General features: G+C 62.2%; 19 protein-coding genes. 14 read left to right on the top strand and 5 right to left on the bottom strand.

Annotated elements, in window-relative coordinates; all coding sequences use genetic code 11:
• Window positions 1-14: 14 nt before the first annotated feature.
• Together FQ705_RS16190 and FQ705_RS16195 are read right to left on the bottom strand one after the other, a co-directional pair.
• Window positions 15-938, bottom strand: a complete 924-nt coding sequence (locus FQ705_RS16190) for a LysR family transcriptional regulator (protein WP_144142785.1) — start codon at window positions 936-938, stop codon at window positions 15-17.
• Between the two features lie 362 nt (window positions 939-1300).
• Window positions 1301-1675, bottom strand: coding sequence for a hypothetical protein (locus tag FQ705_RS16195; RefSeq protein ID WP_144142787.1), 375 nt, complete (start codon window positions 1673-1675; stop codon window positions 1301-1303).
• A 756-nt stretch (window positions 1676-2431) separates the two neighbouring features.
• Between FQ705_RS16195 and FQ705_RS16200 the strand changes: the two genes are divergently transcribed.
• Window positions 2432-3430, top strand: coding sequence for a GlxA family transcriptional regulator (locus FQ705_RS16200; protein ID WP_144142789.1), 999 nt, complete (start codon window positions 2432-2434; stop codon window positions 3428-3430).
• A gap of 106 nt (window positions 3431-3536) precedes the next feature.
• Entirely contained in the window at window positions 3537-4088 is a 552-nt protein-coding gene (gene rfbC, locus FQ705_RS16205; RefSeq protein ID WP_144143547.1) for a dTDP-4-dehydrorhamnose 3,5-epimerase, read from the top strand.
• An 8-nt stretch (window positions 4089-4096) separates the two neighbouring features.
• On the opposite strand, the gene FQ705_RS16210 is transcribed toward rfbC, so the two are convergent.
• Complete coding sequence (locus tag FQ705_RS16210; RefSeq protein ID WP_144142791.1) at window positions 4097-4987, bottom strand: EamA family transporter; 891 nt, start codon at window positions 4985-4987, stop codon at window positions 4097-4099.
• A gap of 180 nt (window positions 4988-5167) precedes the next feature.
• Between FQ705_RS16210 and FQ705_RS16215 the strand changes: the two genes are divergently transcribed.
• Window positions 5168-5797 (top strand): GNAT family N-acetyltransferase, encoded by a 630-nt coding sequence (locus tag FQ705_RS16215; RefSeq protein WP_144142793.1) that lies wholly within the window; start codon window positions 5168-5170, stop codon window positions 5795-5797.
• A 131-nt stretch (window positions 5798-5928) separates the two neighbouring features.
• Here FQ705_RS16215 and FQ705_RS16220 read toward each other — a convergent pair whose 3' ends face one another.
• Window positions 5929-6090, bottom strand: coding sequence for a DUF1328 domain-containing protein (locus tag FQ705_RS16220; protein WP_007182451.1), 162 nt, complete (start codon window positions 6088-6090; stop codon window positions 5929-5931).
• 203 nt (window positions 6091-6293) lie between these two features.
• Here FQ705_RS16220 and FQ705_RS16225 point away from each other — a divergent pair, with 203 nt between their 5' ends.
• From FQ705_RS16225 to FQ705_RS16275, 11 genes are all read left to right on the top strand, one after another.
• Window positions 6294-7271: a LysR family transcriptional regulator gene (locus FQ705_RS16225; RefSeq protein ID WP_144142794.1), complete on the top strand. Its 978-nt coding sequence runs from the start codon at window positions 6294-6296 to the stop codon at window positions 7269-7271.
• A gap of 114 nt (window positions 7272-7385) precedes the next feature.
• A complete protein-coding gene (locus tag FQ705_RS16230) occupies window positions 7386-8885 on the top strand; it encodes a 2-hydroxymuconic semialdehyde dehydrogenase (RefSeq protein ID WP_144142796.1) in 1500 nt (499 codons plus the stop codon).
• On the top strand, window positions 8882-9703 hold the full coding sequence (locus FQ705_RS16235; RefSeq protein ID WP_144142799.1) for a 2-keto-4-pentenoate hydratase: 822 nt from the start codon (window positions 8882-8884) through the stop codon (window positions 9701-9703). The genes FQ705_RS16230 and FQ705_RS16235 overlap by 4 nt, the downstream gene beginning before the upstream one ends.
• 11 nt (window positions 9704-9714) lie before the next feature.
• Window positions 9715-10659, top strand: coding sequence for an acetaldehyde dehydrogenase (acetylating) (locus tag FQ705_RS16240; protein ID WP_144142801.1), 945 nt, complete (start codon window positions 9715-9717; stop codon window positions 10657-10659).
• 26 nt (window positions 10660-10685) lie between these two features.
• A complete protein-coding gene (dmpG, locus tag FQ705_RS16245; protein WP_144142803.1) occupies window positions 10686-11726 on the top strand; it encodes a 4-hydroxy-2-oxovalerate aldolase in 1041 nt (346 codons plus the stop codon).
• The gene (locus FQ705_RS16250) at window positions 11723-12496 is read left to right on the top strand and encodes a 2-keto-4-pentenoate hydratase (RefSeq protein ID WP_144142805.1); all 774 of its coding nucleotides are present in this window, start codon (window positions 11723-11725) and stop codon (window positions 12494-12496) included. Before dmpG ends, FQ705_RS16250 begins: the two co-directional genes overlap by 4 nt.
• A gap of 7 nt (window positions 12497-12503) precedes the next feature.
• Window positions 12504-12935 (top strand): RidA family protein, encoded by a 432-nt coding sequence (locus FQ705_RS16255; protein ID WP_144142807.1) that lies wholly within the window; start codon window positions 12504-12506, stop codon window positions 12933-12935.
• Window positions 12936-12967: 32 nt separating this feature from the next.
• On the top strand, window positions 12968-13492 hold the full coding sequence (locus FQ705_RS16260) for a 3-hydroxyanthranilate 3,4-dioxygenase (RefSeq protein ID WP_144142809.1): 525 nt from the start codon (window positions 12968-12970) through the stop codon (window positions 13490-13492).
• Between the two features lie 15 nt (window positions 13493-13507).
• Window positions 13508-14530, top strand: coding sequence for an amidohydrolase family protein (locus FQ705_RS16265; RefSeq protein ID WP_144142811.1), 1023 nt, complete (start codon window positions 13508-13510; stop codon window positions 14528-14530).
• 68 nt (window positions 14531-14598) lie between these two features.
• The gene (gene kynU, locus FQ705_RS16270) at window positions 14599-15828 is read left to right on the top strand and encodes a kynureninase (protein WP_144142813.1); all 1230 of its coding nucleotides are present in this window, start codon (window positions 14599-14601) and stop codon (window positions 15826-15828) included.
• An 83-nt stretch (window positions 15829-15911) separates the two neighbouring features.
• Entirely contained in the window at window positions 15912-17312 is a 1401-nt protein-coding gene (locus tag FQ705_RS16275; RefSeq protein WP_144142815.1) for an amino acid permease, read from the top strand.
• A gap of 109 nt (window positions 17313-17421) precedes the next feature.
• Here the strand turns inward: FQ705_RS16275 and FQ705_RS16280 are convergent, their stop codons facing one another.
• Window positions 17422-18114: a glutathione S-transferase family protein gene (locus tag FQ705_RS16280; RefSeq protein ID WP_144142817.1), complete on the bottom strand. Its 693-nt coding sequence runs from the start codon at window positions 18112-18114 to the stop codon at window positions 17422-17424.
• Between the last annotated feature and the right edge of the window lie 23 nt (window positions 18115-18137).

Below are 18137 nucleotides of genomic sequence, written 5' to 3' on the forward strand. Positions count from 1 at the left end.
TGCGCGCGCCCGCTTCAGGCAACGGCCCGCAGGGCGACCGGCCGATCCGGCGTGCGGTACTGGCCGACTGCGAAGTCGATGAAACTGCGTACGCGCATCGACAGGTATTTGCGGCCGGAGTAGATGATCGATATTTGACGTGGACCGCCATTGATCTCGAACTGTTCGAGCACGGGGATCAGGGTGCCCCGCGCGAGATCGTCGGCGACGATCGGCAGCGGCAATAACGCGATGCCCATATGATTCAGCGCGGCGACACGCACCATGGCACTGCTGGTCGCGGTGAGCGCGCTGCCGGTGCTGACGCGGTAAACACCGTCGGCATCCGCGAATTCCCATGCGCGCGAGGAACCGTCGGACACGGTCAACAACCCGTGGCGGTTCAAGGCAGCGGGGTCGCGCGGCGTACCGTTGCGCGCCAGGTAGGTTGGCGAGGCGATCGTGATTTCATCCACGCTGGTTAGAGTGCGGCTCACCAGCGTGGAATTGGTCAGGCGCCGGTCGTCGGAGAAACACACGTCGAAACCGCCCTCCACGAGATCGATATGCGTGTCGAAGGTGGTGACGTCGAAATCCACGCGTGGATGCAGTGTGCGGTACGACGCCATCAAGGCACCCAGGCCGGCGGCGGCGAATGTCATCGGCGTTGCGATGCGCAGCGTGCCCTGCGGGTCACGGGTGGTTTCCAGCAGATTCGATTCCATCTCGTCGAGCTTTTCGATGATCGCGCGACAACCGTCGAGATATTCCCGGCCCACGTCGGTGAGAGACAGGCTGCGCGTGGTGCGGTTCAGCAGGCGCATATTCAGATGCGCTTCGAGAGTGCCGACGCTGCGCGTGACCGCAGCAGCGGACATACCCAACTGTCTGGCGGCCAGATTGAAACTGGAGAGATCGACTACTCGTGTGAAGACACGCATCGCTTGTAGCTGGTTCATTGGGGAACAGTAGAGAAGGGCGATGGGTGCATCATCGGCGATCGCGGATAAAGCGCAGCTACTACGTGGATTAAGTCTTTTTTAACTTTGTGCAATGTTCATGAACTACGCTTTCACGAGGCGTAAAGTTCGGTGGATAAAATGTAAGCAAGGCTAATCAATCGGTAAACGGCAGGCAAAAAAAGAGCGCGGACGGAGCCGCGCTTCGAATAGAGACTTGAAAGAAAGTAGCCGCTGCTACACGGCGGAATGAAGTATAGGTGGGATGGCCGGCGCGTTGTTCGTGCGATTCTGAAATGCAGTGCTGCGCAAAGTGCAACAAGTCCGCGATGAGTTGCAATCAGCAGCGCGGGCCGCTCGCTTCAATTGAGCATGCCGTGAACTTCGAGCGACGCTTCGAGTTGCTGTGTCAGCGCATGATGTAGTTTGGCGAGGCTTTCGGTGGGCAGCGCAAAGCCAGCCCAACCGAGACCGGAGTGCCGCATGAACAACACGGATCCGTCGAACAGGGGATGCTTTTCGGCGTGCCAGCACGGGTCCATCTCGATCACGTACTGATGCGTGCGTTGAGGCGCCTTCGGCACTTCCGGACGCATGGTGGCGCGCAACGCGCTGAGGTGTTCGATCACGGCGTCCAGATCGGCGGCTTCGAGCAGCACCTCGCGGCCCTGAATGTCGATGCGGACCGCGTTGCGACCATATTCGTTGACTTTGTCGATGCTCATGGGGCGCGTCATGTCGTTGCTCCTTGCGGCTATCACGATGACGAATTATGGCGCTGCCTCCCTTAATCCATCCTTAAAGTGCGCGATCACCGCATGAAATTTTGTTTAATGAGCGGCTTGAGCAAGCTTGTCACGCTGGCCTCAATCATCTGAAGTTTATAAATGGAAAAATGAAGCGGGGTTTTAAGTCATACGAAAAGGCGCCGGAATGTTTCAATATAGAAACGTTTTTCGACGCCTCTTGAATCGGTCCGAAATTCATTAATCAACACCAATCCATGAATGCCGGGGTGGCACCTGGAATTAGCCCGGTAAATTCCCAATTTGCGAATAAAATCCGTAATGAACACGTATTATCAGCACGGTTTTGAGTTCAGGTTTGAAACACTTTCGAACGCGCCTCGCGGCGAGTCGATACTACGGATTTACATCCAGATGACATCTTCGTGTGCCTGTGAAGATACACGCAGAACGAGCCTGCATGCGGCTCTGCGCCGGAATGCCACGAAACGGTGCAGTACGTCTTACCGTCACCGCCGCGCAAACGCCGACAGTCATATGAAACGCGTGTTAATCGTTTTCGTCATACATTCCAATTCCCAGGAGCGATTTGTTTTTCAAATTTACTATATCGAGGCATTCCGCTAACATCACGCTTAATCCGTTAAGCGGCGTTGCCGGCAGTTTCAGCCGTGATAATTTATTCGCTCATATCGGCCGGTAACGGGGCATCGGGGTCTATCACGTACGACAGATTGGGGAAAGATCATGCCGCACATGCACCTTGATACTGCGAGGATCACCTGGTTACATACGCCGACCCTGAACGTGCGGAGCGCGGCGCGGCGAATCGGCGTGCTGCTGTTCGATGGCTTCTGGCTGCTCGGCCCGGGCACGGTGGTCGAGATGTTCCAGACGGCCAACGAGCTTTCGGGTTCGCGCGCCGGCGAAGAGCCACCTTATGAAGTCCAGTTTCTGTCGCTCGACGGTGGCAGTGTCGCCAGTTCTTCTTCGGCTCGCATCTGGACCGACCGGATCGACGCGCGCTACAGTAATGGCTTCGACGTCCTGTTCATCGCGGGCGGCTACGGCGCGCAGGAGGCGGTGGGCGACGAGCGTCTGCTGAGCTGGCTGCGCGCGGTGCAGTCGCGCACCCGTGCGATCGAAACCATCGGCGAGGGCAGGCTGGTGCTGGAAGCCGCCGCGCCCGCCGAGCCGGACGCAGCGCCGATCAATCGCTATCCCGGCAACCTCGCGGCCGAGGCGGCCTTCAGCAGCGCCGCCAACGACCGCAACGATTGCGCCCGCAGCGCGCTGATGTTCATCAAGCGCGACCTTGGCGCCGAACTGGCGCGTAGTGTTGCCGACCGGGTCATGCCCGGCATGGCGGCAACGTGGGTGCCGCTGCCGGCGGAAGGCGGCACATTGAGCGTCGCCGAAAAAATCCGCGCCGCGGCGCGCTGGATGGAAGCGAATTGCGATCGCCCCGTGTCGGTTGCCGACGCAGCCCAGGTGGCCGCGATGAGCGAGCGCAATTTTCTGCGGCGCTTCAAGCATGAGATGCAGGTCACGCCGTCGGACTATCTGTTGCAGGTGCGTCTGCGCATCGCCTGCAATTTCCTGACCGAGACCGAATTGCCGGTCGACAAGATCGCGCGACGCAGCGGCACCGGCAACGGCGATCGTCTCGCGAAGATTTTTCGCAAACGTATGGCCTTGTCGCCAACCGAATACCGTGCGCGCAGTCGGGTCGCGACAGAAGCGTAGTATTTCGTGAGGCGTGCTTGCCGACGGCGCGCCTCACGGCCGCCGCCGGCGAAACGCCGTGGCAGCCGAGTTTTCGCCGGGCAGTTTTCTTACGAGCACAGTGGCGATGGGCAACAAGGTCATGGCGACGGCTTTGCCGGAGGTAAAACTCATCGAGCCGGAAGTGTTCTGCGACGAATTCGGTTTCTGCTTCGAGAGCTTCAGCGAGGACGAGTTCGGCGACGATGTCTCGCTCGGTTTCAATTTCGTGCAGGACCGGCATTTGCGCGCGGCACGCGGCGTATTGCGCGGCCTGCACTATCAGGTGCAGCGTCCACAGGGGCGACTCGTGCAGGTCGTGGTGGGCGAGATCTTCGACGTGGCCGTCGACGTGCGGCTCAATTCACCGAACTTCGGCAAATGGAGCGGCACCTATCTGAGCGCGGCGAATCATCGCCAGGTGTGGGTGCCGCCGGGTTTCGCGCACGGCTTCGTGGTGTTGTCGGAGATGGCCGAGTGCCTGTGGAAGACAACTGAATACTGGTTCCCCGAGCTCGAGCGCTGCATCCTGTGGTGCGATCCCGACATCGGCATCGAATGGCCCATCGACTTCGAGCCGATTCTCGGCACGAAAGATGCCGCGGGCCGGCGTCTCTACGAAGCGGAAAACATCGCTTGATTGGCGCTTCAACGCGCCGATACCACGGCGCCCACACTCGCGGCCACCACCAGCAGCGTGCCCGCGATCTGCATGACCCCCATCGGCTGATGTAGAACGACGAAGCCCGCCGCCGCGCCGATTGCGGGTTCTACACTCATCAGGATGCCGAATGACCCGGCGGGCATGTGGCGCAACGCTACCATTTCGAGCGCATAGGGCAATAACGGCACGAGGAGTGCGAGTCCTGCCGTCGCGGCCAGTTGGCCTGCCGCGAGATGCGGACCGGTTTGCGCGAGGCCGAAGGGTGTGGCCACCAGCGCCGCAGCGATCAGCGACACGGAGAGCCCCTCGAGGCCGGCAAACAACGCGCCGGTCTTTTTCATCAATACGATGTAGCTGCCCCAGCCAAGCGCCGCGCCGCCTGCGAGCAGCACGCCGAGCGGCTCGCCGATCCATCCGGCGCGGTCGCGTGAAAGCAGCACCACGCCCGCGATGGCAAGCACGGGCCACAATAGCGCGCGCGCCCGACGCACTGAAAGCGTCGCCACCGTAAGCGGCCCAAGAAAGTCGATTGCGACGGCCAAGCCCAGCGGAATGCGCTGAAGCGCCGCGAAGAAACACAGGGTCATGCCGGCCATCGCTGCGCCGAGCGCGCCGGCCGCGAGCCAGTGCTCGCGCGAATAGCTCAGAAGGCGCGGGCGCACGAGCAACGCGAGCACCAGCGCCGCCCAGCAAAGACGCAACCATGTCGTGCTGAGCGAGCCGTACGCCGCCATCGTCGGCGCGGAGAGTGCTGCGCCGAACTGCACGCTCGACATCGACAGCACGCACAGCAGCGCCGCGCCCGCGGCAGCGCCGGTGGGCTTCATGGCCGGGTGCGCGGAATTCAGCGTGGGGTCGATCGTGGTGTCCTGCATGTCGTCGGGTGGTCGCTCTATCGGGTCGTTGGCCGCTATCTTAGCGGGACCGCAGGTATCCTGGTCGGCGCGAAGGCGTGTAGTCGCTTCATTCCGTGCCAGTTTTTACGACATTTTTTCTTGAGGGGCCGGGTCGCCAAACCTACACTTCGAGCATCCTGACAGCATGAGGGGCTTAACGTGAAGCGACCTGCAACGACGCGGCAGACGGTTCGTATCGACTATAGGTATCACGGCGTCGGCCGCATCGAGTTGCGCCGTTTCGACCCATCGCGCGACTCCTTTATCGCGTTGACGGCGTTGCTGCATCGCGCCTTCGCGCCGCTCGGCAAGAGCGGGCTCGATTGCACCTGCGTCGACCAGACAGTCGCGACGACCCGCTTGCGCGCCACACGCGGCGATTGTTACGTGGCGGTCTGCGAGGGGCGTATCGTCGGCACCATGACGCTCTATGCGCAGGACCGCGAATCGGCCTGCGAGTCATACCGGCGGGACGATATCGCGAGCTTGCGGCAATTTGCGGTCGAGCCGGCCTGGCAGGCGCGCGGAATCGGCACCTTGCTGCTGGCGTTCGCGGATCACTGGGCGGCCACGCGAGGTTATGCGGAGTTGGCGCTCGACACGCCTCAACCGGCCGCTCACCTGATTGCGTTCTATCGGCGCCAAGGGTTTCGTATCGTCGATTTCGTGCGCTTTGACGGTAAGTCCTACGACAGCGCCATTCTCAGCAAGCCGCCGGTCGCGAAGCGCAGGTTGGCGAACTGGTCGCGTCGATCAAGTGTGGTCGCGCCGGTCGCGCGCGCTGCGTAAAGCTTGCTGAAGGAAGTTGAAACCCCGGCTCGGGCAGCAACTATTGCAATATCGTGTGGCAACTATTGCAACGAGGTGCTGCGCGTCGAGCCGGGGCGGTGGGTCTTACTCGTGCCCGATCGATGTGACGACTAGCGTCGCATCACACCCATCAGCAAGGTGACGAGGAAAATCACGACGAAGATGAAGAACAGCACTTTGGCGATTTCCGTTGCGCCTGCGGCGATGCCGCCAAAGCCAAACACTGCGGCGATGATGGCGATAATGAAGAAAATTGCAGCGTATCGAAGCATGGGACCTCCCACCGATGGATTGCTGGATTGAATGGAAAACGGCGACTCGTTGCGAGCACTGCGTGCTTTGACGGGTTGTGTGCCGGCGAGCGGAATAGAGCAATAGGTGTGCCCAGACCCTTTGAACCAGGGGCTCGCCCGGATCGGCCAGCCGGTTTTCTGCTGTTACCATCGCGGATCGTCGATTTCCGCGGTCCCCTGCCATGCAATCCAATCCGCTCAGCGAGATTTCCCTGATCCGCAAGCTGAAGCTCAATCAGCTCATGATCTTCGAGCGTGTGCTGGAAACGCGCTCGGTCGTGCGGGCGGCCAATGAAATGCGCCTGACGCAGCCGGCCGTCACCAAGGTCATCCACGAACTCGAATCCTGTTTCGACGGTGCGCTCTTCGCGCGCTCGAATCGCGGTGTCGTGCCGACCGATCTGGGGCTGCTGCTTGGGCGGCGCGTCAAATCGCTGATGGCGGAGCTGCGCTACATGACCGACGAGCTCAACGATTTCCGGCTCGGCACCAGCGGCCATGTGATCGTCGGCACGCTGATCTCGGCGTCGGCGCGGCTGCTGCCCGCCGCGATCGCGATGCTCAAGGCGCGTACCCCGAACGTGCTGGTGACGGTGCGCGAAGGCACCACCGCGCATCTGTTCCCGGCGCTCGCCACCGGTGACCTCGATATCGTGGTCGGTCGCTTGCCTGAGCGCGAGTTGCCGATTGCCAGCGCGTTTCCGCTGACTCATGAGGCATTGTTCGACGAGTCCTTGTGCGTGGTGGTCGGCAAAGGCTATGGTCCGGCGCCTGCGGGCGTGACGCATTTGTCGGAACTGGTCGGCTCGCCGTGGATTCTGCCGACGCCGGATTCGCCCGCGCGGCTCTCGGCGGAGCATCTGTTCCGCGCGGCAGGTTTGCCGCTGCCGACGGATATCGTCGAATCGCTGTCGCTGCTGACCAACATCGGCTTGCTGCTGGATACGCCGCGCATCGCCTTGATGCCACGCGCCGCCGCGCAGCAATTCGAAGACGCGGGGTTGCTGCGGATTCTCGATCTGCCGGAGAGCGCTTCGTTCGGTACGGTGGGCTTTTCGGTGCGCTCGCACAAGGAGCAGAGCGCGGCCTGCCAGGCGTTTGTCGATTGCCTGCGGGAGGCGGTCAGCGTCGCCGCGTCCGCTGTCGATGCCGCCGCCTGAGGCCATCGTTTCTGGTATTCCCCTTTAGCATACCCACCGCCCAATCTTTGATTACCGCCGCGCCAGGCCGCGACTTTAGACTCCTGCCCATACTTCAATCGAGCAGGAGACGTCGTGACCTTCACCCCGGCCGCCGCGCAGCGCGCTCAACCTATTCCGCGATTACTTCGCCATTACGTCGATGGCGAATTCATCGCCACCGCCACCACCTTCGCTAACCTCAGCCCGGTCGACGGCCGCGAAATCGCGCGGGTCTGCGAGGCCGACGTCGCCACGGTCGACGCCGCGGTGCGGGCCGCGGCCACCGCGCAACGCGCCGGCTGGCGCAACACCACCCCGGCACAGCGCGCCGACTGGCTACACAGAATCGCCGACGGCATCGACGCACGTTTCGACGATTTCGTCGCCGCCGAAGTCGCCGATACCGGCCGCCCGATCGACCAGGCACGCAAGCTCGACATCGCGCGTGGCATTGCGAACTTCCGCACCTTTGCGGATCTGATCCGCACCGCGAACAGCGAGTTTTTCGAAACGCACGCAGCCGACGGTAGCGAACTGATCAACTACGTCACGCGCAAGCCGCTCGGCGTGATCGGCATCATTTCGCCGTGGAATTTGCCCTTGTTGTTGTTCACATGGAAAGTCGCCCCGGCGCTGGCGATGGGCAATTGCGTCGTGGCCAAGCCGTCGGAGGAAACGCCCAGCTCCGCCACCTTGCTCGCCGAAGTGATGCACGACATCGGCTTGCCGCGCGGCGTGTTCAATCTGATCCACGGTCACGGCCCGAATGCGGCCGGCGAGTTTCTCACGCGTCATCCGCAGATCAGCGCGATCACTTTCACCGGCGAATCGCGTACCGGCAGCACGATCATGAAGACGGTGGCCGACGGCGTCAAAGAAATCTCCTTCGAACTCGGCGGCAAGAACGCAGCGGTCGTGTTCGCGGATACGGACTTCGACGCGGCCGTCGCCGGTGTCCTGAAGTCGAGTTTCACGAACGCCGGCCAGGTTTGTCTGTGCAGCGAGCGCGTGTATGTCGAGCGGTCGATTTTCGGGCGCTTCGTCGCGGCGCTGAAGGAAAAAACCGAAGCGCTGCGAGTCGGCGCGCCGGACGACCCCGCGACCACGATGGGACCGCTGATCTCGCGAGGCCATCGTGAGAAGGTGCTGTCGTATTTCCGGCTGGCGCTCGAAGAGGGCGCCACCGTCGTCACGGGCGGCACGGTGCCGCAATTCGGCGATGTGCGCGATCAGGGCGCGTTCGTTCTGCCGACCATCTGGACCGGTCTCGCCGACGACGCCCGCTGCGTCAAAGAAGAAATCTTCGGCCCTGTCTGCCACATTGCGCCATTCGACAGCGAAGACGAAGTGATCGGCCGCGTGAACGATAGCGCCTATGGCCTCGCTGCCAGCATCTGGACCACGCAACTGGCGCGCGGTCATCGCGTGGCGCGTCAGATCGAAACCGGCATCGTGTGGGTCAATGCGTGGTTCGTGCGCGATCTGCGCACGCCGTTCGGCGGCGCGAAGCTCTCGGGCATCGGTCGCGAAGGCGGACGTCACTCGCTCGATTTCTATTCGGAACTGACCAACGTTTGCGTGAGGATCGCATGAGTGCCATCGACCTGAATGCCGCGCGACGCATCGCCGATTCACTCTGGCTGGCTCAACAAACTGCCGCACCGGTGGCGCCTGTACGCGACGCGGTTGCGGCATTGGGCGGCGATCCGCTCGATGCCGCATACACCGTGCAGCGTCTGAATACCGAACGCAAGCTGGCCAGCGGCCGCAGGCTGGTGGGACGCAAGATCGGTCTGACGTCCAAAGCCGTGCAGGCGCAACTCGGCGTCGATCAACCCGACTTCGGCATGTTGTTCGACGACATGTCGATTGCCGACGGCGAAGAGATCGCGCTGTCGCGCACGCAACAGCCGAAGGTAGAGGCAGAAATCGCGCTGGTGCTTGCCCGCGACCTGCCGCACGAGCGACACACGATAGCCGACCTGATCGGCGCGACCGCTTATGCATTGCCCGCGATTGAAATCGTCGGCAGCCGGATCGCGAACTGGGACATCCGTTTGACCGACACGGTGGCCGATAACGCATCGAGCGGCCTTTTCGTGCTCGGCAATCGCCCCGTCAAGCTCGATGCGTTCGACCTCGTGCAATGCGGCATGGTGATGGAGCGACGCGGCGATCAGGTGAGCGTCGGCATCGGTGCGGCGTGCCTCGGCAATCCACTCTACGCGGCCGTGTGGCTCGCCAATACGATGACGCGAGTCGGCGCGCCGCTGAAGGCCGGCGACATCGTGCTGACAGGCGCGCTCGGACCGATGACCGGCGTGAGTGCCGGCGACGTCTTCACCGCCCATATCGAAGGACTCGGCTCGGTGAGCGCGAGTTTTTCCCTTCATCCTGAATCCGCATCGTGAGCGGGAGCCCCATGCACGACAAACAAGACAAACAGGCCGTCGCCATCATCGGCTCGGGCAACATCGGCACTGATCTGATGATCAAGGTGCTGCGCCACGGCCGACACCTCGAAATGGGCGCGATGGTCGGCATCGATCCGGCTTCCGACGGTCTCGCTCGCGCCCAGCGACTGGGTGTGCCGACTACCGCAGGCGGTATCGAAGGCCTGGTCGCGATGCCGAATTTCGGCGATATTCGCATCGCCTTCGATGCGACCTCGGCCGGCGCGCATCATCGGCACGCGGCGATTCTCCGCGAGCACGGCGTCACCGTGATCGATCTGACGCCGGCCGCGATCGGACCGTTCGTGGTGCCGGTCGTCAATCTGTTCGCGCATCTCGACGCGCCGAATCTGAACATGGTGACCTGCGGCGGCCAGGCGACGATTCCGATCGTGCACGCGGTGTCGCGAGTCGCGCCGGTGTGTTACGCGGAGATCGTCGCCTCGATTGCGAGCCGTTCGGCCGGTCCGGGCACGCGCGCGAATATCGACGAGTTCACCGAGACCACCGCGAAGGCGATCGAAACCGTGGGCGGTGCGGCGCGCGGCAAGGCGATCATCGTGATGAATCCGGCCGAGCCGCCGCTAATGATGCGCGACACGGTCTACTGCCTGACTGAAGAAGACGCCGATACCGCTGACATCGAAAGCTCGATTCACGCGATGGTTGCGGCCGTGGCGAGCTACGTGCCGGGCTACCGTCTGAAGCAGGCGGTGCAGTTCGATCGCTATACGGCGGCGAATCCGCTCGCGCTGCACGCCAACGAACGACGTCCGGGCCTGAAAGTGAGCGTGTTCCTCGAAGTGGAGGGCGCCGCGCACTATCTGCCTTCGTATGCGGGGAATCTGGACATCATGACCTCGGCGGCGCTGGCCGCGGCCGAGCAGATTGCGGCGAGCCGCGTAGCGGCGTGACGGCGAAGACACGAGGAAAGAATCCAATGACCGCTAGCAACAAGAAAATCTATGTATCGGACGTGACGCTGCGCGACGGCATGCACGCGATCCGCCATCAGTACTCGCTGGCTCACGCAGTGGCGATCGCACGCGCTCTGGACGAAGCGGGCGTCGACAGTATCGAAGTCGCGCATGGCGACGGTTTGTCGGGCTCGAGCTTCAACTACGGCTTTGGTGCGCATACAGATCTCGAATGGATCGAAGCCGTCGCGGCCACGGTGAAGCGTGCCAAAGTCGCGACGCTGCTGCTGCCCGGCATCGGCACCGTCCACGATCTGCGCGCGGCCTACGATGCCGGCGCGCGCGTCGTGCGTATCGCCACGCATTGCACCGAGGCGGATATCTCGAAGCAGCACATCGACTATGCGCGCTCGCTCGGCATGGACACTGTCGGCTTCCTGATGATGTCGCACATGACCTCGCCCGACGCCTTGGCCAAACAGGCGAAGCTGATGGAAAGCTACGGCGCGCAATGCGTGTACGTGGTCGATTCGGGCGGCGCGCTGAACATGCGCGACGTGGCCGAGCGTTTCGACGCCTTCAAGGCGGTGCTCGATCCCACGACGCAAACCGGTATGCACGCGCATCACAATCTGTCGCTCGGCGTGGCGAATTCGATCGTCGCACTCGAGCATGGTTGCGAGCGCATCGACGCGTCGCTGACCGGCATGGGCGCGGGTGCGGGCAATGCGCCGCTGGAAGTATTCATCGCCGCCGTGGATCGCATGAAGCTCGATCACGGTTGCGATGTGAAGAAACTGATCGACGCCGCCGAGGATATCGTGCGGCCGTTGCAGGAGCGGCCGGTCCGCGTGGACCGCGAAACGCTCGCGCTCGGTTATGCCGGTGTGTATTCGAGCTTTCTGCGTCACACCGAAGCGGCGGCGGCGAAGTACGGCCTGTCCGCGTTCGAGATCATGGTCGAACTCGGTAAGCGCCGGATGGTCGGCGGCCAGGAAGACATGATCGTCGACGTCGCGCTCGATATGCTCAAGGCTCGTGAGCACGCGCAGGAGGCTGCATGATCGATCTCGACGTCATCGCTGCTCGTGTCGACGATGCGGCGCGCCACGCCGAGCCGATCGCGCAGCTCACCAGCGCCACACCGTTTTCACTCGATGACGCGTACGGCATTCAACGCGCGTCGATCGAGCGGCGCATTCATCGCGGCGAAAGCATGGTCGGCGTGAAGCTCGGTTTCACGAGCCGCGCGAAGATGATCCAGATGGGCGTGGACAGCCTGATCTGGGGCTGGCTGACCGACGCGATGCTCGATGAAGACGGTGGCCGCGTGGCACTCGATCGCTTCATTCATCCGCGTGTCGAACCGGAGGTCTGCTTTCTGACGAGCCGTGAGATCGACCGCCCGCTGACCCTGCTCGAAGCGTCGCGTTATCTGGAAGCGGTGGCCCCGGCGATGGAAATCATCGACTCGCGCTACCGTGATTTCAAGTTCACGCTCGAAGACGTGGTAGCCGACAACTGTTCGTCGGCAGGGCTCGTCATCGGCCCCTGGACAACGCGTTTCGACGGTTTGCGCAACGCCGGCGTGACGATGCGGATCGATGGTCGCGTCGTGCAGGCAGGCTCGACCGCCGCGATTCTCGGCGACCCGTTGCGCTCTGTCGTGCAGGCTTCGCGCCTGATTTCGCAGAGCGGCCTCGTTTTACCCGCCGGCTCGCTGATCATGGCGGGCGCGGCCACCGCCGCGCAGTCGTTGCCGGCGAACGCGCATGTGCACTGCGCCGTCAACGGTCTCGGCAGCACCGAATTCACCACTTACCGACTTTCATGAAACGCTCATGACCAACGAATCGACCATTCAAGGGCGCGTCGTGCCCGGCAAGGCCAGACCGCGCGGCCGTTTCCCGCATGTGACGCGGGCCGGCGATTTTCTGTTCGTCTCCGGGACCAGCTCGCGCCGTCCGGACAATACGATTGCGGGCGCCAGTGCCGACGAACTCGGCACGGTGCAACTCGACATACGCGAGCAAACCCGTGTGGTCATCGAGAACATTCGCGATATTCTTCAGAGTGAAGGCGCGGACCTGGCCAACCTCGTCGAGATCTCGTCGTTTCTCGTGAACATGAACGACTTCGGCGGCTATAACGCCGTGTACGGCGAGTATTTCGACGAAACGGGTCCGACGCGCACGACGGTGGCCGTGCATCAATTGCCTCATCCGCATCTGCTGATCGAGATGAAGGCGATTGCGTACGCACCGAAAAAATAGACCCGCAAAAAAAACAGAACCCAGAGACAGCCATGCTCACGTACGGCAAACCGTTCAATTTCCCACGCTGGATCGACGATCACGCGCATCTGCTGAAGCCGCCGGTCGGCAATCAGCAAGTGTGGCAGGACAGCGATTTCATCGTCACGGTGGTCGGTGGGCCGAACCGGCGCACCGATTACCACGACGATCCGCTCGAAGAATTCTTCTACCAGTTGCGCGGCAATGCGTATCTCTATCTGTGGAACGACGGCAAACGCGAACGCGTCGATCTGAAGGAAGGGGACGTGTTTCTGTTGCCACCGCATGTGCGTCATTCGCCGCAACGCCCGGAAGCGGGCAGCGTGTGCCTCGTGATCGAACGGCAACGTCCGGCAGGTCTGGTAGACGGCTTCGAATGGTATTGCGACGACTGCGGGCAGCTCGTCTATCGGGTCGAGGTGCAACTGAAGAGCATCGTCAGCGATTTGCCGCCGCTTTTCAATGCGTTCTATGCGTCGGAAGAAAAACGGCGCTGCGCGCATTGCGGTCATGTTCATCCGGGCAAGGCTGCCTAAACAAACAGAATTACGATGACACTTCGAATCGACATGCATTCCCACTTCTTTCCGCCCATCGGGCGGGAAGAGGCCGCGCGCCTCGACGCCGATCACGCGCCCTGGCTGAAAATCGACGCGGACGGCGAGCACGGCACGATCATGACCGGCGAGAAGAGCTTTCGTCCGGTGTATCGCGCGCTGTGGGATCCGGCGGCGCGCATTGCGGAAATGGATGCGCTCGGCGTCGATATTCAACTGATGTGCGCGACGCCCGTGATGTTCGGCTATCGCTACGCTGCCGCCGCCGCGCACGACTGGGCGGCCCGCATGAACGACCACGCGCTGGCACTCTGCGCGCATGCACCGCAACGTTTGATGGCGCTAGCGCAGGTGCCGCTGCAGGATATCGATCTCGCTTGCCGGGAAGCGACGCGTGCGCATCGCGCCGGCCATCGCGGCGTGCAGATCGGCAATCATCTGGGCGCGCGCGATCTCGACGACGAGCATCTGGTGACTTTTCTCACGCACTGCGCGAACGACGGCATTCCGGTGCTCGTGCATCCGTGGGACATGATGACCGACGGACGCATGAAGAAGTGGATGCTGCCGTGGCTGGTCGCGATGCCGGCGGAAACGCAATTGAGCATGGTGTCGCTGATCCTTTCGGGAGCGTTCGAACGGATTCCGAAGTCGCTCAAGCTGTGTTTCGCACATGGCGGCGGCAGCTTCGCATTTCTGCTTGGCCGCGTGCAGAACGCGTGGGAGCAGCGCGACATCGTGCGCGAGGATTGCCCGAATCCACCGGTTTCGTATCTCGATCGCTTTCACGTGGATAGCGCAGTTTTCGACGCAGGCGCACTGCGTCTGCTGGTCGAGACGATGGGCGAGGACCGCGTGCTGCTCGGGTCCGACTATCCGTTCCCGCTTGGCGAGCTGAAGATCGGTGATCTGGTCGCGCACCATCCGCAACTGAGCGATACGGCGAAGGCCGGGATTCTCGGCGCCAACGCACAACGCTTTTTCGATTTGCCGGTGGGTGTCGCTCACACGGTCTGATAGCAACACCGGCAACGCTCGTCACGACGTTTTGTCATTGCAACAAGAAATCACAGGAAATGAGCCAGATGATCACCCGGGAACACTGCGCCGCGCTCGATGCGGTCGACACGTTGGCGCCATGCCGCGCGCGCTTCGACCTGCCCGCCGATACGATTTATCTCGACGGCAATTCGCTGGGCGCGATGCCCGCTAACGTGCCCGCACGCATCGAGCAGGCGCTCAGGCAGGAATGGGCACACGGCTTGATCCGTTCGTGGAACGACGCCGACTGGTACCCGGCGCCGCAGCGCACCGGCAACAAGATCGCCAGATTGATCGGCGCGGGACAGGACGAAGTGATCGTCGCCGATTCGACCTCGGTCAATCTGTTCAAGGTGCTGGTGGCGGCCACGCGCATGCGACCGGGCCGCAAGGTGATTCTGGCCGAGCGAACCAACTTTCCGACCGACGTGTACATTGCATCGAGCGTGGCCGAGCTGACCGGTTGCGAGTTGCGCTGCGTCGATCCGGACGAGATCGTGGCAGCCATCGACGACAGTGTGGCGATCGTCTCGCTCACGCACGTCAACTACAAGAGCGGCAAACGCTACGACATGGAAGCGGTGACGCGCCAGGCGCACGAGGCAGGCGCGCTGATCGTGTGGGATCTGTGTCACTCCGCCGGTGCGATGCCGGTGGGTCTGAATCGTTGCGATGCGGACTTCGCCGTCGGCTGCGGTTACAAGTATCTGAACGGCGGCCCCGGCGCGCCTGCTTTCGTGTTCGTCGCGTCACGCCATATCGAAGCAGTGCGCCAACCGCTGACAGGCTGGCATGGTCACTCGAAGCCGTTCGCGTTTACACATGACTACGCGCCGCATCCGGGTATCGACCGCATGCTGACCGGCACCGCGCCGCAGCTTGGCGTGATCGCGCTCGAGAGCGCGCTCGAGGCATTCGACGGCGTCGATCTCGACGTGCTGCGCGATAAGAGCGTGGCGCTGGGCAATCTGTTCATCGAACTGAGCGATCAGGAACTGAAAGGCCTGGGCTGCACGCTGGCTTCGCCGCGCGACGCCGAACAACGCGGCAGTCAGGTATCGCTCGGGCACGCCGAAGGTTACGCGATCATGCAGGCGCTGATTGCACGCAACGTGATCGGCGATTTTCGTGCGCCGGACATCCTGCGCTTCGGCTTCGCACCGCTGTATGTGCGCTTCGTCGACATCTGGGACACCATCGCGCAACTCAAGGACATCATCGCGACGGATGCGTGGAACACCGACGAGTTCAAGGCGCGCAAGTCGGTGACCTGATATCGAGCCATAAAAGTAATACGACAACGCGGCACCGGCGGTTGCGTGCGATGCATGCAGCCGCATACAGGAGGAGACACGAGATGACGCAGGAGCAGCGAGGCTTCGACACGATTGTCGAACGTGAAAAGGGATTACACCGTGGATTGTCGACGGGGCAGCTGTCGATGATTGCGATTGGCGGGGCGATCGGCACAGGCCTGTTTTTAGGCAGCGGATTCGCCATTGGGTTTGCCGGACCGAGCGTGCTGGTGAGCTACGCGATCGGTGCGTTGATCGCCTTGCTGTTGATGGGATGTCTTGCCGAGATGACGGTCGCGCACCCGACGTCGGGTTCTTTCGGTGCTTACGCCGAGCACTATATTGCGCCGTGGGCCGGGTTCCTGGTGCGCTATGCGTACTGGTCGTCGATTGTGTTTGCGGTGGGAACGGAGGTCACTGCCATTGCCGTGTACATGAAGTACTGGTTTCCTTCCGTGCCGGGCTGGTATTGGATCGTGGGATTTTCTGCCGCGCTGATCGGTATCAATTCAGTGAGCGTGAAAGTATTCGGCGCGGTCGAGTATGTTTTCTCGATGCTGAAGATCGTCGCGATCGTCGGCTTTATCCTGCTGGGCGCTTATGTGGTGTTCGGCGCGCCGGCCAGTTCGCCAATTGGCTTTTCCAACTACACATCGCACGGCGGGTTCTTCCCGAAAGGTGTGTGGGGCATGTGGGTTGCCGTGATCGTGTCGATTTTCAGCTATCTGAGTATCGAAATGATCGCCGTCGCGGCAGGTGAAGCACGCGATCCGCAGAAGGCGATTACGCAGGCATTCCGCGCCACGATGGTCCGACTGGTGTTCTTCTATCTTCTTACTCTGGCGTTGATGCTGGCAATCGTCCCATGGAATGCGGCGGGTACGGATGAGAGTCCGTTCGTGCGGGTGATGGCGGCTACCCATGTGCCGGGCGCGGCGGGCGTGATCAACTTTGTGATTCTGGTCGCGGCTTTGTCGGCGATGAATAGCCAGCTCTATATCACGACGCGGATGATGTTCAGCCTGTCGCGGGCAGGGTATGCGCCGAGGCGCCTGGGGCAGTTGAACCAGAAGGGTGTGCCGGTGGCGGCGTTGTGGCTCTCCACTATCGGGATCGCGTTGGCGACGGTGCTGAATGTGGCTTATCCAGATGCGTCGTTTGTGTTGATGATGTCGGTATCCATGTTTGGGGCAATGTTCACCTGGCTCATGATTTTCGTGACCCATCTGTTTTTTCGGCGCGCTCACAAAGGGAGGGTGCTGGCTTTCAGGATGTGGGGGTTTCCTGTGACCTCACTGCTTGGCGCAGGGCTGATGGTGGGGGCGCTCGTTACCACCTGGTTTACTCGCGAGTTCCGGATGACGCTGGTAGTGGGCGTGCCGTTTGTCGTTGCGCTGGTGGTGGTTTATTTTGTCTGGTATCGGGGCAAGGCTGGCGAGGCGAAGGGTGTCGAGCTGGCGTGATGTTCGTCGTGGTCGAGCGCCAGCGGGTATCGCCCCTTGATAACAAAGCGCTCGCCTCGCTCGAAGCGAGGCGGCGTCAAACGAAGCTCACGTTCGTTTGATCAACGGGTCAGGCACCCGTCGCGAGGCGTGCGTTCTGCGGGAACAACGCTTTGCGCGTCTCGTCGTCCAGCTCGCTCTTGAATGTATGGCGGGCCTTGATCGCTTCAGCACGCTGCGCCGCCGGGCGGGAATTGATCTCGTCGAACAGGCGCTTGACGTTCGGCAGTTTGTCCCAGGCGTCGGCGCCGAGTACGAACGGCACGGCGCGGGCCCATCCCCATACGGCCATGTCCACCAGCGTGTAGTTGTCGCCAAGCATGTAGCGGTATTGCGCCAGATGCGCGTCGACGATGTTCCAGTGGCGCCACGCTTCGAAGTCATAGCGGTTCACGGCGTAGTCCTTGGGTTCCGGCGCATAGTGCTTGAAATGCACCGCCTGGCCCGCGTACGGTCCGATGCCCGTGGCCACGAACATCAGCCAGGAGTACATCTGGGCGCGCGCCTCGGGCGTGTTCGCTGGCAGGAACTGACCCGTCTTCTCGGCCAGATACAGCAGGATGGCGTTGCTGTCGAATACCGTCGCATCGCCGTCGACTAGCGCCGGGGTCTTCGCATTCGGATTGATCGCGGTGAATGCCGGAGCGTGTTGCTCGCCCTTGCGGGTGTCGACCGGCACCAGTTCATACGGTAACCCGCTCTCTTCGAGAAACAGCGCGACCTTGGCGGGGTTGGGGGAGGGGTGATAGTAAAACTTGATCATGGTGCGGCCTGTGAGCGGGTTGG

Source organism: Paraburkholderia sp. BCC1884, from assembly GCF_900996225.1.
GTDB lineage: Bacteria > Pseudomonadota > Gammaproteobacteria > Burkholderiales > Burkholderiaceae > Paraburkholderia.

Excerpts from the sequence above, each read along its gene's own strand:
- FQ705_RS16250 (WP_144142805.1), top strand. The coding sequence starts at position 11,723 with ATGATCGATCTCGACGTCATCGCTGCTCGTGTCGACGATGCGGCGCGC.
- FQ705_RS16240 (WP_144142801.1), top strand. The coding sequence starts at position 9,715 with ATGCACGACAAACAAGACAAACAGGCCGTCGCCATCATCGGCTCGGGC.
- FQ705_RS16255 (WP_144142807.1), top strand. The coding sequence starts at position 12,504 with ATGACCAACGAATCGACCATTCAAGGGCGCGTCGTGCCCGGCAAGGCC.
- FQ705_RS16225 (WP_144142794.1), top strand. The coding sequence starts at position 6,294 with ATGCAATCCAATCCGCTCAGCGAGATTTCCCTGATCCGCAAGCTGAAG.
- kynU (WP_144142813.1), top strand. The coding sequence starts at position 14,599 with ATGATCACCCGGGAACACTGCGCCGCGCTCGATGCGGTCGACACGTTG.
- FQ705_RS16275 (WP_144142815.1), top strand. The coding sequence starts at position 15,912 with ATGACGCAGGAGCAGCGAGGCTTCGACACGATTGTCGAACGTGAAAAG.
- FQ705_RS16210 (WP_144142791.1), bottom strand. The coding sequence starts at position 4,987 with ATGCAGGACACCACGATCGACCCCACGCTGAATTCCGCGCACCCGGCC.
- FQ705_RS16260 (WP_144142809.1), top strand. The coding sequence starts at position 12,968 with ATGCTCACGTACGGCAAACCGTTCAATTTCCCACGCTGGATCGACGAT.
- FQ705_RS16190 (WP_144142785.1), bottom strand. The coding sequence starts at position 938 with ATGAACCAGCTACAAGCGATGCGTGTCTTCACACGAGTAGTCGATCTC.
- FQ705_RS16235 (WP_144142799.1), top strand. The coding sequence starts at position 8,882 with ATGAGTGCCATCGACCTGAATGCCGCGCGACGCATCGCCGATTCACTC.
- FQ705_RS16220 (WP_007182451.1), bottom strand. The coding sequence starts at position 6,090 with ATGCTTCGATACGCTGCAATTTTCTTCATTATCGCCATCATCGCCGCA.
- FQ705_RS16195 (WP_144142787.1), bottom strand. The coding sequence starts at position 1,675 with ATGACGCGCCCCATGAGCATCGACAAAGTCAACGAATATGGTCGCAAC.
- FQ705_RS16280 (WP_144142817.1), bottom strand. The coding sequence starts at position 18,114 with ATGATCAAGTTTTACTATCACCCCTCCCCCAACCCCGCCAAGGTCGCG.
- dmpG (WP_144142803.1), top strand. The coding sequence starts at position 10,686 with ATGACCGCTAGCAACAAGAAAATCTATGTATCGGACGTGACGCTGCGC.
- rfbC (WP_144143547.1), top strand. The coding sequence starts at position 3,537 with ATGGGCAACAAGGTCATGGCGACGGCTTTGCCGGAGGTAAAACTCATC.
- FQ705_RS16200 (WP_144142789.1), top strand. The coding sequence starts at position 2,432 with ATGCCGCACATGCACCTTGATACTGCGAGGATCACCTGGTTACATACG.
- FQ705_RS16265 (WP_144142811.1), top strand. The coding sequence starts at position 13,508 with ATGACACTTCGAATCGACATGCATTCCCACTTCTTTCCGCCCATCGGG.